The 14,453-nt window shown below is 45.0% G+C and carries 15 protein-coding genes; 14 read left to right on the top strand and 1 reads right to left on the bottom strand.

Features of this window, described 5'->3' with window-relative positions:
* The first annotated feature begins 284 nt into the window (after positions 1–284).
* From FTU67_RS03820 to FTU67_RS03805, 4 genes are all read left to right on the top strand, one after another.
* The gene (locus tag FTU67_RS03820; RefSeq protein WP_005178713.1) at positions 285–707 is read left to right on the top strand and encodes a glycine zipper domain-containing protein; all 423 of its coding nucleotides are present in this window, start codon (positions 285–287) and stop codon (positions 705–707) included.
* Positions 708–930: 223 nt separating this feature from the next.
* A complete protein-coding gene (locus tag FTU67_RS03815) occupies positions 931–1,434 on the top strand; it encodes a glycine zipper domain-containing protein (RefSeq protein WP_005178715.1) in 504 nt (167 codons plus the stop codon).
* 150 nt (positions 1,435–1,584) lie between these two features.
* Positions 1,585–2,580, top strand: coding sequence for an LLM class flavin-dependent oxidoreductase (locus FTU67_RS03810; protein ID WP_005178716.1), 996 nt, complete (start codon positions 1,585–1,587; stop codon positions 2,578–2,580).
* Between the two features lie 220 nt (positions 2,581–2,800).
* Positions 2,801–3,370, top strand: coding sequence for a flavoprotein (locus FTU67_RS03805; protein WP_180061422.1), 570 nt, complete (start codon positions 2,801–2,803; stop codon positions 3,368–3,370).
* Positions 3,371–3,553: 183 nt separating this feature from the next.
* On the opposite strand, the gene FTU67_RS03800 is transcribed toward FTU67_RS03805, so the two are convergent.
* Positions 3,554–4,390, bottom strand: a complete 837-nt coding sequence (locus FTU67_RS03800) for a pyruvate, water dikinase regulatory protein (RefSeq protein WP_180061421.1) — start codon at positions 4,388–4,390, stop codon at positions 3,554–3,556.
* Between the two features lie 155 nt (positions 4,391–4,545).
* Between FTU67_RS03800 and ppsA the strand changes: the two genes are divergently transcribed.
* The 10 genes from ppsA (at position 4,546) to rplI (ending at position 14,366) form a co-directional block, all read left to right on the top strand.
* Positions 4,546–6,924, top strand: a complete 2,379-nt coding sequence (gene ppsA, locus FTU67_RS03795) for a phosphoenolpyruvate synthase (protein ID WP_005178721.1) — start codon at positions 4,546–4,548, stop codon at positions 6,922–6,924.
* Positions 6,925–6,990: 66 nt separating this feature from the next.
* Positions 6,991–7,785 (top strand): RDD family protein, encoded by a 795-nt coding sequence (locus FTU67_RS03790; protein ID WP_075166879.1) that lies wholly within the window; start codon positions 6,991–6,993, stop codon positions 7,783–7,785.
* Between the two features lie 297 nt (positions 7,786–8,082).
* Entirely contained in the window at positions 8,083–9,159 is a 1,077-nt protein-coding gene (gene cyoA / locus FTU67_RS03785; protein ID WP_005178724.1) for a ubiquinol oxidase subunit II, read from the top strand.
* Between the two features lie 3 nt (positions 9,160–9,162).
* The gene (gene cyoB / locus FTU67_RS03780; protein WP_005178725.1) at positions 9,163–11,145 is read left to right on the top strand and encodes a cytochrome o ubiquinol oxidase subunit I; all 1,983 of its coding nucleotides are present in this window, start codon (positions 9,163–9,165) and stop codon (positions 11,143–11,145) included.
* Positions 11,146–11,149: 4 nt separating this feature from the next.
* Positions 11,150–11,770 carry a cytochrome o ubiquinol oxidase subunit III gene (gene cyoC, locus FTU67_RS03775; RefSeq protein WP_005178726.1) on the top strand — a complete coding sequence of 207 codons (621 nt, stop codon included), beginning with the start codon at positions 11,150–11,152 and terminating at the stop codon, positions 11,768–11,770.
* Complete coding sequence (locus tag FTU67_RS03770) at positions 11,767–12,096, top strand: cytochrome o ubiquinol oxidase subunit IV (RefSeq protein WP_171065104.1); 330 nt, start codon at positions 11,767–11,769, stop codon at positions 12,094–12,096. Before cyoC ends, FTU67_RS03770 begins: the two co-directional genes overlap by 4 nt.
* Positions 12,097–12,106: 10 nt before the next feature.
* The gene (gene cyoE / locus FTU67_RS03765; RefSeq protein WP_180061420.1) at positions 12,107–12,985 is read left to right on the top strand and encodes a heme o synthase; all 879 of its coding nucleotides are present in this window, start codon (positions 12,107–12,109) and stop codon (positions 12,983–12,985) included.
* Between the two features lie 296 nt (positions 12,986–13,281).
* Complete coding sequence (gene rpsF, locus FTU67_RS03760; protein WP_005178734.1) at positions 13,282–13,671, top strand: 30S ribosomal protein S6; 390 nt, start codon at positions 13,282–13,284, stop codon at positions 13,669–13,671.
* Between the two features lie 11 nt (positions 13,672–13,682).
* The gene (gene rpsR, locus FTU67_RS03755; RefSeq protein ID WP_004719336.1) at positions 13,683–13,910 is read left to right on the top strand and encodes a 30S ribosomal protein S18; all 228 of its coding nucleotides are present in this window, start codon (positions 13,683–13,685) and stop codon (positions 13,908–13,910) included.
* A gap of 9 nt (positions 13,911–13,919) precedes the next feature.
* The gene (rplI, locus tag FTU67_RS03750; protein WP_005178742.1) at positions 13,920–14,366 is read left to right on the top strand and encodes a 50S ribosomal protein L9; all 447 of its coding nucleotides are present in this window, start codon (positions 13,920–13,922) and stop codon (positions 14,364–14,366) included.
* Positions 14,367–14,453 lie beyond the last annotated feature (87 nt).

The raw sequence follows: 14,453 nt of genomic DNA, 5'->3' as shown, positions 1-14,453 counted from the left end.
TTAACGATTCTGGCCAGCAAATAACATCTTTATTCGTAGCAGAAACTGCGTGGTTGATGGCCAAATCCGGCAAATACGCTACAGCGTGCAAGAGATGCATCCTGCCTCTTTCAATTTAAAGTCTGGGCTGCCGATAAAATCGACAGTTTTAATACAACTTATACAAAGCCGAAACCAAAGCACTGAATTATGAAGGTGCCTCTCCATATTTGCAGGGAATCCTTTTGTTACATTTACTGCCATCAAATGACATTAAAAAGTCCGCTCTTGGACATGGAGTGAATATGAAACTCAATGCTGTTTTATTAAGTGCAACGCTTGCTGCCACTTCTTTCATGACGGTGAATGCACATGCTGACAATGCGACCCGTGTAGCTGCAGCCAGTGCCTTAGGTAGTGTCGCAGGTACAGCCTTAGGTAAAAACATGGGCGGTACCACGGGTGCAACCATTGGTGCGGCTTTAGGTGGTGCAGGTGGCGCAGCTGTAGCCAGTAACAAACGCCATCGTACTGAATCTGCCATTGGCGGTGCCTTAGGTGGCGGTGCGGGTTATACCGTGGGTCAGAACATGGGCGGTACTAACGGTGGTTATATTGGTGCAGCGCTCGGTGCAGCCGGTGGTGCAGCGCTGGGTAACAAGATTTCCAAAGATAAAGAATACGACCGTTACCAGGAACGTAAATGGAAGAAAAAACGTCGTCGTTAATTCTCCCCTTGTAAAAAAAGCATCTTCAGGATGCTTTTTTTACGCCTGGGATTTCATTTTTTCAGTAGATGGATGAGGAGGCAATTATGAAGAGATTCGACAGAAAAATTACACAGCATTGACCAAAATTAGCATTTTGACACCTGTGCCCTCCACGATCTTTTCTCAAAGTTTTTCTACATTAAAGTCAAGACAAATTGAATGTGCTCTTTGGAGTGTAACCATGAAGATCAACAAAATTTTATTGAGTACAGTACTGGCCAGCTCAGCGCTTATGATGGGTACAGCACACGCCGACAACAACACCCGTGTCGCAGTAGGTTCCGCTTTAGGTGGTGTGGTCGGTGCAGCCATTGGCCAGCAAATGGGCGGCTCAACCGGTGCGTTAATTGGTTCTGCCTTGGGTGGTGCCGGTGGTGCAGCAGTCTCTGCCGATAAACGTGACCGCAATGGTGCAGCCATTGGTGCCGCTTTAGGTAGCGCTGGTGGTTATAGTGTCGGTAAAAACATGGCCGGCAGCAATGGTGGTTATATTGGCGCAGCCTTAGGTGGTGGTGCCGGTGCAGTGTTAGGTACCAAAGTCAGCGAAGATCGCCGTTATGATGACCGTTATGATCGTCGCTACGACAGCCGTGGCTACCGTTACAACGACTATCGTTATAATGACCGTTACCGCAGTGATAATGGCCTGCATCTGGGTCATTATAAAAACGGAAAACGCCGTTAATTTCAAAGTTCAGAATCTAAACCTATCACAAGCACCCTCGGGTGCTTGTGTTGTTTTACACGATGAAACCTTATATCGAAAAAAAACGATATACAAACATCGGGACACAACGTATGCTGTGAGCCATAGATATGTGAATAGAGAACGCCAATGCGCAGTTTAAAAGACACACAATTTTCCATTCTGGAACTGGCACCGGTTCGTGACGATAAAACCATTCAATTTTCCCTGCATCATGCGCTAGAGCTGGCGCAACGGGCAGAAAAACTGGGCTATGCCCGCTTCTGGCTGGCTGAACATCATAATATGGACGGCATTGCCAGCTCGGCCACAGCGGTGCTGCTCGGCTACATTCTGGCCAACACCCAGACTTTAAAAGTCGGCTCTGGCGGGATTATGTTGCCCAACCACGCCCCTTTAGTGGTGGCAGAACAGTTCGGTACACTGGCTACACTCTATCCGGACCGGATTGAGCTGGGTCTTGGTCGTGCGCCCGGCACTGATCAGACCACCATGCGTGCCTTGCGCCGTGGCCGTCAGGAAACTGAAGACCAGTTCCCGCAAGATGTGCTGGAAATTCTGCACTATTTCAAAGAACCTGAACCGCAGCAACGCATTGTAGCGACGCCGGGACAAGGCACCCATGTTCCGGTCTGGTTACTCGGTTCCAGCCTGTTTAGTGCCCAGCTGGCAGCCCGATTGGGTCTGCCCTACTCGTTTGCCTCACACTTTGCGCCGCGGATGCTCGGTCAGGCCATTCAGCTGTATCGGGATAACTTCCAGCCGTCTGAATATCTAGATCGGCCTTATGTATCGATGGGCGTGCCAACGGTCGTGGCGGCCACCGATGAAGAAGCGCAGTTTTTGGCCACCAGTGCCTATCAGCGGGTTTTAGGTTTAATGCGTGGTCAGAGCCTGAAACTGAAAGCGCCAGTCGCCAGCATGGACGGTTTATGGTCACCGGCTGAAAAAATGTCGGTGGATAACTTCTATGCCATGGGTCAAATTGGCTCACCTTCGACTGTTAAAGCCGGCTTAGAACAGTTGTTGAGCCGTTATGAGGTCGATGAGTTTATCTTTACCTGTGATGTCTATGACACTGAAAAACGTCTGCAAAACTTTGACTACCTGATGCAGCTCAAATAAGTTTCATCGAGCTGTAATGGAGCCTGTAAACCGTGTGGATTTACAGGCTTTTTTTATTGTGACGGTGAATCTATTCTCGCCCCATCCTGCACTGATATTTTCGTCACCGTGACCGAAATGACTGGCCAGATAGTTAAAGCGCTTTACCTTCCAGCAAGAGCTGACTAAAAATAGAGTAAAACATCTAAATTGATAAAACCAAGAATGAAAGGATGCCCTCATGGTCGTTAAACAGCAGGATACCGGCAAAAGCTTTTTTGAAAATTGTGCAGCAGACTTTCATGCCTTTCAGGGGCTTTGCATCAATGCCAAAGACAGCAAACAGCATGACTTCAGTCAACGCAGCGTGGCGATTATTGGTGCCAATCAGGACAGTGTCTCGCAGCTGGACAAAATTGCCCAGGTCGCCAGTCAGGTTAAAGTCTTTCAGATTGAACCGCATTTTGTATTACCTAGTACCGAACGCGGTATCCATCGTTTAATCAGCCATCCGCTGGTATTTAAAAACCGCCGGCTGTTTAACAACCGGGTCAAGAATATTCTGGCCTTGCGCTTTTTAGATGCGCAGGTGGTAGATACCTGGCTAAAACGTCAGCTGACCCCGAATATTGCCGATACCCAGCACGCCTATTTTAAATCGGACAGTTATTATGCTGCGCTGCAACGTGACAACTGTCAGTTAATTACCTGGCCCATTGCCCGAATTGCAGAACACAGTATTTATACCATTGATGGCAGTGAATATAAGGTCGATGTGATTATTACGACTCACCGTAATCCGGAAAAGTAAATACAGGTACAAGTAAATTAAAAGAGCGGTAAATTAAGAGAAAAGTGTTATTAATTTTCAAGCCGATGAGAGCAATGGATGAAACAGGATTTTAGGCCGATTTTTTAGTTTTTTAATTTATTTTCAGTCTAATATCCACTGGAATACTGCAGCCTGTAGTATTCCAGCTTTAACAACAATTACTTAACCAATACGACGTTTCAGACCGGTCATTTGCAGGACACGGGTCGAAATTTCTTCAATCGACATTTCAGACACATTCAGGTATTTAATACCTTCAGAAATATAAATGCCTTCAATGGCACGTAATTCCATCTGGCACTGGTTAAAGCTGGCATAACGGCTATTGGCTTTACGTTCGGTACGAATTGCCACCAGACGCTCGGCATCAATCATCAAACCGAATAATTTATGTTTGTGTGGACGCAGCACAGCTGGCAAACGGTTATCATCCAGATCTTCTTCGGTCAGTGGATAGTTGGCCACACGTATACCAAACTGTAATGACAAATAAATCGAGGTTGGGGTTTTACCAGAACGGGATACGCCAATGAGAATCAGATCAGCTTTGTCATAGTGACGGGTACGTGCGCCATCATCATTGTCCAAAGCAAAATGTACCGCATCAATTCGCGCTTTATACGATTCTGAATCAGTTACAGCATGGGTCTGCCCTACCAGCGTGGTTGGCTGTGTGCCCAGCTCATCGGCCAGTTTGCTGATCAACCCCTCAAATACGTCCAGATTGACGGCATTGGCGGTATTGATAATATCGCGCACATACGGATCGACCAACGTATCAAATACCAGTGGCGGCTGACCGTCTAATTTAGCACGTCGGTTAATTTCTGACACCACATCGGTGGCTGCTTCTTCCGAGCTGATATAGGGAATAATATGAATGTCAAAATCGACATTCGGAAACTGCGCTAAAAGGGAGTGTCCCAAGGTTTCGGCTGTAATTGCGGTTCCATCGGAAATAAAGAACACACTCCGCTTAATTTGTTTACCTTCGGACATTAAAATTCTCCTTAAACATTTGTCTTAGTGCTATATAATCTTTATAGTAAACTGATCTTACATGACTGTCGCTTAGTTAAATCAAAAAGCTAAGCATATTCAATATAATTTCATGCCAAGATAGTGATTAATACTGCAAAAGTGGAGTAATAACTTTGGAAGCGCGCGTAATTGGTCTAGAAAAATTAGGGAAACACGACGTTGAGCTCGTAGGTGGGAAAAACTCATCTCTGGGCGAAATGATCAGCCATTTGTCTAATGCTGGCGTCTCTGTACCAGGTGGCTTTGCGACAACGGCTCAAGCTTATCGTGAATTTCTCGAGCAAAGTGGCCTAAACGCTAAAATTCAAGCCGAGCTTAAAACGTTAAATGTAGATGACGTCAATGCTCTTGCTGAGACAGGCGCAAAAATCCGTCAATGGATTGTCGACACTCCGCTTACGGCAGAACTTGAAAAAGAAATCCGCGATGCTTTCGCAGAACTTTCTAACGGCAACCCTGACATCGCGGTTGCCGTTCGTTCATCTGCTACCGCAGAAGATTTGCCAGATGCTTCTTTCGCGGGTCAACAGGAAACTTTCCTGAACATCCGTGGCATCGACAACGTCCTGATTGCCATTAAAGAAGTATTTGCCTCTTTGTACAACGACCGCGCAATTTCTTACCGCGTACACCAAAACTTTGACCATGATGTTGTTGCCCTGTCTGCTGGCGTACAACGCATGGTGCGCTCAGAAACAGGTGCCGCAGGTGTAATGTTCACCCTGGATACAGAATCTGGTTTCCGTGATGCAGTCTTTATTACGGCTTCTTACGGTCTGGGTGAAATGGTGGTACAAGGTGCGGTCAACCCGGACGAATTCTATATCTCTAAGCCACTGTTAAGAGCAGGTAAACACGCAGTTCTACGTCGTAACCTCGGTTCTAAACACCAGAAAATGATTTATGGTGAAGAAGGTGCGGCTGGTAAATCTGTGGTTGTGGTTGATGTTGAAAAAGCCGACCGTCAACAGTTCGCCTTAAACGATCACGAACTGCAAGAACTGGCAAAACAGGCGTTAATCATTGAAGAGCACTACGGTGCACCAATGGACATCGAATGGGCCAAAGATGGTGATGACGGTTTAATTTACATTGTTCAGGCGCGTCCGGAAACAGTGAAAAGTCGTCAAAACGTGGGCACCATGGAGCGTTACCTGCTGAAACAACGCGGCACGGTATTGTGTGAAGGCCGTTCAATTGGTCAGCGTATCGGGTCTGGTAAAGTTCGCATCGTAACCTCGATTAAAGAAATGGACAAAGTCCAAGACGGTGATGTACTGGTTTCTGACATGACCGACCCGGATTGGGAACCAGTGATGAAACGTGCCGCTGCCATTGTCACGAACCGTGGTGGTCGTACCTGTCACGCTGCGATTATTGCGCGTGAATTAGGTGTTCCTGCAATTGTGGGTTGTGGTAATGCCACTGAAGTCTTGACTGACGGTCAGGAAGTGACAGTATCTTGTGCTGAAGGTGATACCGGTTTCATTTACGAAGGTGCTTTAGATTTTGAAGTACAACGTAACTCAATCGAGTCGATGCCTGCGCTGCCATTCAAGATCATGATGAACGTGGGTAACCCGGACCGTGCGTTTGACTTCGCGCAAATTCCAAACGAAGGCATTGGTTTGGCACGTCTTGAGTTCATCATTAACCGTATGATCGGTGTGCATCCAAAAGCATTACTGAATATTGACAGCTTGCCACGTGAAACACGTGCAGCCGTAATGGCACGTACTGCGGGTTATACTTCTCCAGTTGAATTCTATGTTGAAAAACTGGTAGAAGGTATTTCAACGCTGGCAGCCGCGTTTGCAGACAAGCCAGTCATCGTGCGTATGTCTGACTTCAAATCAAACGAATATGCCAACCTGATTGGCGGTAAGTTATACGAGCCGGAAGAAGAAAACCCGATGCTAGGCTTCCGTGGTGCAAGCCGTTATGTATCAGACAACTTCCGTGACTGCTTCGAGCTTGAATGTCGCGCACTGAAAAAAGTCCGTGATGAAATGGGCTTAACCAACGTACAAATCATGATTCCATTTGTACGTACTGTGGCTGAAGCGAAACGTGTGATGGAACTGCTGGCACAAAATGGCCTGAAACGTGGTGAAAATGGTCTGAAAGTGATCATGATGTGTGAATTACCAACCAACGCCCTGTTGGCTGAGCAATTCCTTGAACACTTCGACGGTTTCTCAATCGGTTCAAACGACTTGACCCAGTTAACCCTTGGTTTAGACCGTGACTCAGGTATTGTTTCTCACCTGTTTGATGAACGTGATGCAGCGGTAAAAGCCCTGCTGTCGATGGCGATTCATGCTTGCCGTAAAGCGGGCAAATATGTCGGCATCTGTGGTCAAGGTCCATCTGACCACCCTGACCTGGCAAAATGGCTGATGGAACAAGGGATTGAATCTGTGTCGCTGAACCCAGACTCAGTATTAGACACCTGGTTCTTCCTTGCTGAAGAAAAAGCTCAACAAGCTTAATAAAACATGTTAAAAAAGACCCATTCATTGGGTCTTTTTTATTTATAGATTTGAGATTAAAACTTTATGCAGATTTACTTGGCACGAAATAATCAACAAGCCGGTCCATATACCTTGGAGCAAGTAAACCAGATGCTTGCCAGCCAGCAAGTGTTACTGACAGATCTTGCATGGCATCAAGGGATGACAGAATGGAAAGCTTTAGGTGAGCTCACCCAAGGTAAACTTGTATATCAACCTGAAGGCTACGAGCCTGCGCCGGCCGCACCGGAAGCATCACCGTTTCAGCAGCCGCAGAATACTGCCAGCTATAACAATTCAAGCCTGAACCAGCCGCAAGCAAAAGCCACTCAAACCGAACTGGCCTCTATCGGCACCCGTGCACTGGCGAAAATTATTGACCTGTTGCTGTGGTTACCGGCTGCCGCCATTCCATCTTTCTTTTTAACGCAGGACCAGTTTGGTCAACTGTCTGAACTGCAACAGAAAATGCAGTCAGCCACCAGCTCTGATCAGGCCGTGCAATTACAGTCAGAACTGTTTCGCCTGATTCCTGCCGATGCCTGGCAAATGATGGCTATTTACCTGCTGATTATGCTCGGGATTCAGGCGTTTCTGCTGGCCAAAAGTGGACAGAGTATTGGTAAACGTTTAACCAAAATCAAGATTGTCGATGCTGAAGACCACAGCAAAGTAGGCCTGACCCGCGTATTTGCCCTGCGTACCCTGGTTTTCATTATTTTGAATCTGTTATTCATGCCGTTTATTACAATTGCCGATTATATCTTCGCTTTGGGTGAAAAACGTCAGACTTTGCATGACAAACTGGCCAAAACCAAAGTCGTAAAGCAAGAAAAATAAAAGATCAAAAAAGGGATGAAATTTCATCCCTTTTTTATTCATTACATTGATATACAAATAAAAATATTTTGTAAAAAAGTTAATTCCGAGTGACAAAATCGGTTTTTATTACAGTCATTTAAAGCCGCTTTTTGAGTAGCTTAGTTTGTCGATATCAGGCATAATGCCCTACAACGTAGCGGTGTATCATGATCGACAAGGATTTTTGCGTCAAAAAAATACTTATCAATCATGCGACACTATAATCGCTATCCCATAATTAAATTAGGGAATGGGACTCTTCACCGAGGTTGTAAAATGAGACAAACGATTTTAGCTGTATTGTCTTTATCTACGATGGCTGCACTCTTAACCGGGTGTGGTGGTGATATGGTACTTCTAAACTCGCAAGGTCCAGTTGCTGAAGGTCAATCGAACCTGATGATGACTGCGATCTACTTGATGCTATTAGTGGTGATTCCTTCAATCATCATGGCATTATGGTTTGGTTGGAAATATCGCGCATCAAATAAAGATGCAGACTATAAACCAACATGGGCACACTCTACTGCGATTGAAATCGTGGTTTGGGGTATCCCGGTTATTATTATTGGTATTTTAGCTTGGTTAACTTGGTGGGGTTCCCACAAGTATGACCCATACCGTCCAATCGAGTCAGATAAGGCTCCATTAACTGTTCAGGTTATTGCCGAACAATTCAAATGGATCTTCATCTACCCAGAACAGAACATTGCGACTGTTAACGAAATCCGCTTCCCAGAGCAAACGCCGGTAAGCCTTCGTTTAACATCTAACTTTACAATGAACTCGTTCTTTATCCCTGCATTGTCTGGTCAGATTTATGCAATGGCGGGTATGCAGACTCACCTGAACCTATTAGCGAACAGCACTGGTCAATACCGCGGCTTCTCGTCTAACTACTCAGGTTACGGTTTCTCTCAAATGCGCTTCCTTGCTCACTCTGTAACTGAAGCCGATTTTGATCAATGGGTAACTGCGGTTAAAGCCGGACAAGGCACAACGATCAATCCTGAAGCTGTTCAAAAAACAGTTCTAGATCAAGCTGAATTTGCATCTTTACGTGACGGTAACCGTTCACAGAAACAAATTGATGCAATGGTTCGTAACGCGAAAACAGAACTAGAGAAAAAACTTGCTGCAACTGCTGAAGCAGAAGGTCCTTATAAGACTCAGCCACATCCTGTGACTTATTACTCTTCTGTAGAGCAAGGCTTGTTTGAATCTGTGATCAATAAATACATGAGTAACTATCATGGTGCAGACCATTCAGCTCAAGCTGAAACTGCGCTTGAAGCGCCTGCTTCAGAAGCTCATGTAAACGTTGAACATGCGACTGCTTCTGTAGAGGAATAAGACATGTTTGGTAAGTTAGGACTAGATGCAATTCCGTACGATCCAATCGTACAGGCTACAGTTGTAATGATGATCCTGGGCGGTCTCGTTCTTGTTGCGGGTATTACCTACTTCAAGAAATGGGGTTACCTGTGGAATGAATGGTTCACATCTGTAGACCATAAAAAAATTGGTATCATGTATATCATCGTGTCTGTGGTCATGCTACTGCGTGGTTTCGCCGATGCGATCATGATGCGTCTTCAGCAATTCCTTGCACGAGGTGGTGGCGAAGGTTATTTACACCCTGAGCACTACGACCAGATCTTCACCGCGCACGGTGTGATCATGATCTTCTTCGTGGCAATGGGTCTTGTAGTAGGCTTGATGAACATCTCTGTACCTTTACAGATTGGTGCTCGTGACGTTGCCTTCCCATTATTAAACTCTTTAAGCTTCTGGCTGTTCGCTGGTGCTGCGGGTCTGATGATGGTTTCACTTGCACTTGGTGAGTTCGCTGCAACAGGCTGGATGGCTTATCCTCCACTGTCAGGTATTGAATACTCTCCAGGCGTAGGTATGGACTACTACATCTGGGCATTACAGATCTCCGGTTTAGGTACGCTTCTAACGGGTGTTAACTTCTTCGTTACCATCATCAAGATGCGTGCGCCTGGCATGAAGTTAATGGACATGCCGATCTTTACCTGGACATCTTTATGTACAGCGGTACTGATCATTGCTGCGTTCCCTGTGTTAACTGCAACAATTGCAATGTTAACGCTTGACCGTTACTTCGGTTTCCACTTCTTTACAAACGACATGGGTGGTAGCCCAATGTTGTATGTAAACCTGATCTGGACTTGGGGTCACCCTGAAGTTTATATCTTGGTATTACCAGCATTTGGTATTTACTCAGAAGTTGTTGCGACGTTCTCTCGTAAAACGTTGTTCGGCTACAAATCAATGGTGTATGCAACTGTAGCAATTACTGTATTGTCTTTCGTTGTATGGGTTCACCACTTCTTTACCATGGGTGCAGGTGCCAACGTTAACGCGTTCTTCGGTATCATGACCATGATTATTGCGATCCCGACGGGTGTGAAAATCTTCTCTTGGTTATTCACCATGTACAAGGGCCGCATCACCTACACAACTCCAATGCTGTGGACACTTGGCTTCCTGGTGACTTTCGGTATCGGTGGTTTAACAGGTGTATTAATGGCAGTTCCACCAGCGGACTTCCTGGTACACAACTCTTTATTCCTGATCGCTCACTTCCATAACGTAATTATTGGTGGTGTAGTATTCGCGATGTTCGCAGGTATCATTTTCTACTGGCCAAAAATGTTTGGTTGGAGACTGAATGAAACTTGGGGTAAAGCTGCATTCTGGTTCTGGTTCTTAGGTTTCTACTTTGCGTTCATGCCGCTGTATATCCTTGGTTTCATGGGTATGACGCGTCGTCTGAACACATATGACAACCCAGATTGGGACCCATATGTCATGATCGCGATGGTGGGTGCGGTAATGATTGCCATTGGTATTGCATGCTTCTTAATGCAAATCATTGTTGGCTTCTTGCAACGTAACCAGCGTCTTGACCACACTGGCGACCCTTGGGATGGCCGTACCCTTGAATGGGCGACTTCATCTCCTGCTCCGTTCTATAACTTTGCGCATCTTCCAAAGATCAATGGTATTGATACTTTCTGGACTGACAAAGAGAATGGCGTAGCTTACGCGAAACCAGCGAAGTACGAAGACATCCACATGCCAACCAACCGTGCTGCGGGCTTTGTGATTGCTATGTTTATCACAGTAATGGGCTTTGCACTTATCTGGCACATCTGGTGGTTAGTAGTTGTAACGTTTATCGCGTCTATCATTTCGTTCATCGTGAGCTCGTTCACGAAGAAAGTGGACTACTATGTTCCTGCAGCAGAAGTAGAACGCATTGAAAACGAACGTTATGCCTTACTTGAAAAACACTTGAAGAAGGACTAAGACAATGGCTGAGGTACTTCATCACGACAACCACGGACACGATGAGCATCATCATCACGATGATACTGACATCACTGTCTTTGGTTTCTGGACTTACTTGATGAGTGACTTGATCATTTTCGGTACACTCTTCATTGCATTCGCTGTATTAAGCAGCCACGTTCCAGTTGGTACTCCAAGTGCAAAAGATCTTTTTGGCGAGTCTTTAGGTTTCGTTTTAACTGAAACCTTCGCCCTGCTGATCTCTTCAGTAACCTTTGGTTTTGCAGTTCTGGCTGCATACAAAAAAGATGTTGCTAAAGTTTTAACTTGGTTAGGCATCACATGGATCTTCGGTGCGATCTTTATTGGCATGGAACTATATGAGTTCAATCATTTAGTTCACGCTGGTCATGGCCCAAGCGTTAGTGCGTTCTTATCTGCGTTCTTTACTTTAGTTGGTACGCACGGTATTCACGTTACTTCTGGTCTGGTATGGATGATCGTGTTAATGATTCAAATCAAGAAATATGGTTTGACTCTACCTAACATGCGTCGTCTTGCTTGCCTAAGCTTGTTCTGGCACTTCCTTGACATCGTATGGATCTGTGTATTCAGCGTCGTTTACTTGATGGGAGTTCTATAATGGGTCACGATCACAACGCTGCTGGCGCATCACACGGTAACTTCAAGCAGTACTCTGTTGGCTTTATCCTGTCTGTTATTTTAACCGTTATTCCTTTTGGTATGGTTATGGCAGGTGGTTTTAGCCGCGGTCTGCTGGTCACAGTTATTGCGATTACTGCGGTTGCTCAGGTTCTTGTACAGTTAGTTTACTTCCTGCACATGAACTCGTCTTCAGAACAACGCTGGAACGTGATTGCGTTTATTTATACAATCCTCTGTATCGCTATTCTGTTAGTGGGTTCAGTATGGATTATGAACTACCTTCACTACAACATGATGATCTAAACTGGTTGTCATGCTGAAAAAGTATTTATTCCTGACTAAGCCAGGAATTCTCTTCGGTAACTTCGTTACCACTTTGGGTGGCTACTTTGTAGCCACTCAAGGTTCTGTAGATTTCCTTCTCCTGCTTCTTACCCTTCTGGGCACTACCCTGGTAGTGGCATCTGGATGTGTGGTTAATAACGTAATTGACCAAGACATCGACCAAAAAATGCAACGTACACAAAATCGTGCGATGGTAAAAAAAACCATTTCAGTTCCGGTTGCTTTAGCGTTTGCTTTAGTGCTGGGTGTACTGGGTTTTAGCATTTTATGGTTTGGGGTAAATGCGTACGCTTTCCTTTTTGCCGTGATTGGTTTTGTAGTTTATGTCGGCTTTTATAGCTTATGGACCAAACGCACCACCATTCATCAGACCATTATTGGTAGTATTTCGGGCGCAAGCCCACCGGTTATTGGTTATACTGCGGTTGCAAACCAGTTTGACCTGGCTGCCCTGCTTATTTTTCTGGGCTATGCACTGTGGCAAATGCCGCATTCCTGGGCGATTGCCATTTACCGCTTCGATGACTACAAAAATGCAGGTATTCCAATTTTACCTGTGGCGCGTTCTGTGTATCGCACCAAAGTAGAGTCGCTAATTTATGTGATTCTGTTTACAGTGGTCATGAATGCCTTATTTGTATTTGGATATGCCAACTGGTTATATCTGCTGATTTTAAATGCCCTGTGTATTTACTGGCTGTACATTGCCATCCTCGGCTTTAAAGCAGAAAATGATCAGCTGTGGGCAAAACGCTTGTTCCTGTTCTCTGTAATTTTAATTACCGTGATCAGTTTAAGCTTCAGCATTACTGCGCAAGCTCCTGCAAATTCAATCATCCTCTTTTAAAAGATAGAGCCCTCTCTATCTTTTAAGATGGGACTCCCCTTCTAATTCCAGTTTTCTTTTCTTCGATCTCTTTTTCTGATTTATAGATACTTACTCTCTATTAGTAAGCTTATTACCATAATTCCCCACCTCACTCTTTTGTTGAAATAAGTGATCAAGCTCTTTGTTCAATGGCTTGTATTTCGTTAGCAAAAGCACTAAAATTCACGCTTCGCAATTTTGCGACACAACCCTGGTTGTGACTCCTTGCTTCTGGCTATTTGGTCAGGGGCTGCATAAACCGTAAGGAGCTGACAATGCGTCACTACGAAATCGTACTTTTGGTACACCCAGACCAAAGCGATCAAGTTGTGGGTATGGTAGAACGTTACCTGACTCACATCAAAGAAGCTGAAGGTCAAATTCACCGTTTAGAAGATTGGGGCCGTCGTCAATTGGCTTACCCAATTAACAAAATTCACAAAGCGCACTACATTTTAATGAACGTTGAATGTGGTCAAACGACTCTTGATGAACTTGAAGAATTGTTCCGTTATAACGACGCGATCCTTCGTAGCTTAATCATCCGTCGTGAAAACGCTATCACTGAAGAGTCTTTACTGGCTAAGAGTGCTGAAGAAAAACGTGCGCGTAAAGCTCAACGTGAAGAAGCACAACAAGTTAACCAAGACTCTGCTGAAGCATAAGGAGAACATCAATGGCACGTTTTTACCGTCGTCGCAAGTTCTGCCGCTTTACAGCTGAGAACGTTACGTACATCGACTACAAAGATATCGATACTTTAAAACAGTACATCACTGAAAACGGCAAGATCGTTCCTAGCCGTATTACAGGTACTAAAGCTCGTTACCAACGTCAATTAGCGCTTGCGATCAAACAAGCTCGCTACTTAGCGTTGATCCCTTACACTGACAATCATAAGTGAGGTTGAGCTGTGGATATTATCTTATTACAACGCATTAAAAACCTTGGTAAATTAGGCGATAAAGTATCAGTTAAAGCTGGTTACGGCCGTAACTTCCTTATCCCTCAAGGTAAAGCAGTTGCTGCGACTGAAGCAAACACTGCTGCTTTTGAAGCTCGTCGTGCTGAACTTGAGAAGCAAGAAGCTGAAGTATTGGCTGCTGCTCAAGCACGTGCTGACCAACTGAACGAAGTAAATATCGTAATCACTGCGAAAGCGGGTGATGAAGGTAAATTATTCGGTTCAATCGGTACTCGTGACATCGCTGACGCGTTAACGAACGCTGGTTTAGAAGTAGACCGTTCAGAAGTTCGTTTACCAAACGGTGCGCTTCGTCACACTGGTGAATTCAACATCGCAATCCAATTGCACCATGATGTTGTTGCTGAAGTTCTCGTTACTATCGTATCTGAGTAATTTCTCGCAAGAAAAAAGGGCATGCCTTGGCATGCTCTTTTTTTATTTCTGTAAAAATCTCCTCACCTTTTTGTAAGCTATCCGTTC

This window comes from Acinetobacter sp. YH12132 (assembly GCF_013418645.1).
GTDB lineage: Bacteria > Pseudomonadota > Gammaproteobacteria > Pseudomonadales > Moraxellaceae > Acinetobacter > Acinetobacter indicus.
The sequence above is the reverse complement of the archived record's forward strand: the minus strand, read 5'-3'. Positions and strand labels throughout refer to the sequence as shown.

Bases quoted from the DNA above. Each gene is read 5' to 3' on its own strand.
- rpsF (WP_005178734.1), top strand. From the start codon at position 13,282: ATGCGTCACTACGAAATCGTACTTTTGGTACACCCAGACCAAAGCGAT.
- FTU67_RS03820 (WP_005178713.1), top strand. From the start codon at position 285: ATGAAACTCAATGCTGTTTTATTAAGTGCAACGCTTGCTGCCACTTCT.
- cyoE (WP_180061420.1), top strand. From the start codon at position 12,107: ATGCTGAAAAAGTATTTATTCCTGACTAAGCCAGGAATTCTCTTCGGT.
- FTU67_RS03815 (WP_005178715.1), top strand. From the start codon at position 931: ATGAAGATCAACAAAATTTTATTGAGTACAGTACTGGCCAGCTCAGCG.
- rpsR (WP_004719336.1), top strand. From the start codon at position 13,683: ATGGCACGTTTTTACCGTCGTCGCAAGTTCTGCCGCTTTACAGCTGAG.
- FTU67_RS03790 (WP_075166879.1), top strand. From the start codon at position 6,991: ATGCAGATTTACTTGGCACGAAATAATCAACAAGCCGGTCCATATACC.
- cyoB (WP_005178725.1), top strand. From the start codon at position 9,163: ATGTTTGGTAAGTTAGGACTAGATGCAATTCCGTACGATCCAATCGTA.
- cyoA (WP_005178724.1), top strand. From the start codon at position 8,083: ATGAGACAAACGATTTTAGCTGTATTGTCTTTATCTACGATGGCTGCA.
- cyoC (WP_005178726.1), top strand. From the start codon at position 11,150: ATGGCTGAGGTACTTCATCACGACAACCACGGACACGATGAGCATCAT.
- FTU67_RS03810 (WP_005178716.1), top strand. From the start codon at position 1,585: ATGCGCAGTTTAAAAGACACACAATTTTCCATTCTGGAACTGGCACCG.
- FTU67_RS03805 (WP_180061422.1), top strand. From the start codon at position 2,801: ATGGTCGTTAAACAGCAGGATACCGGCAAAAGCTTTTTTGAAAATTGT.
- FTU67_RS03800 (WP_180061421.1), bottom strand. From the start codon at position 4,390: ATGTCCGAAGGTAAACAAATTAAGCGGAGTGTGTTCTTTATTTCCGAT.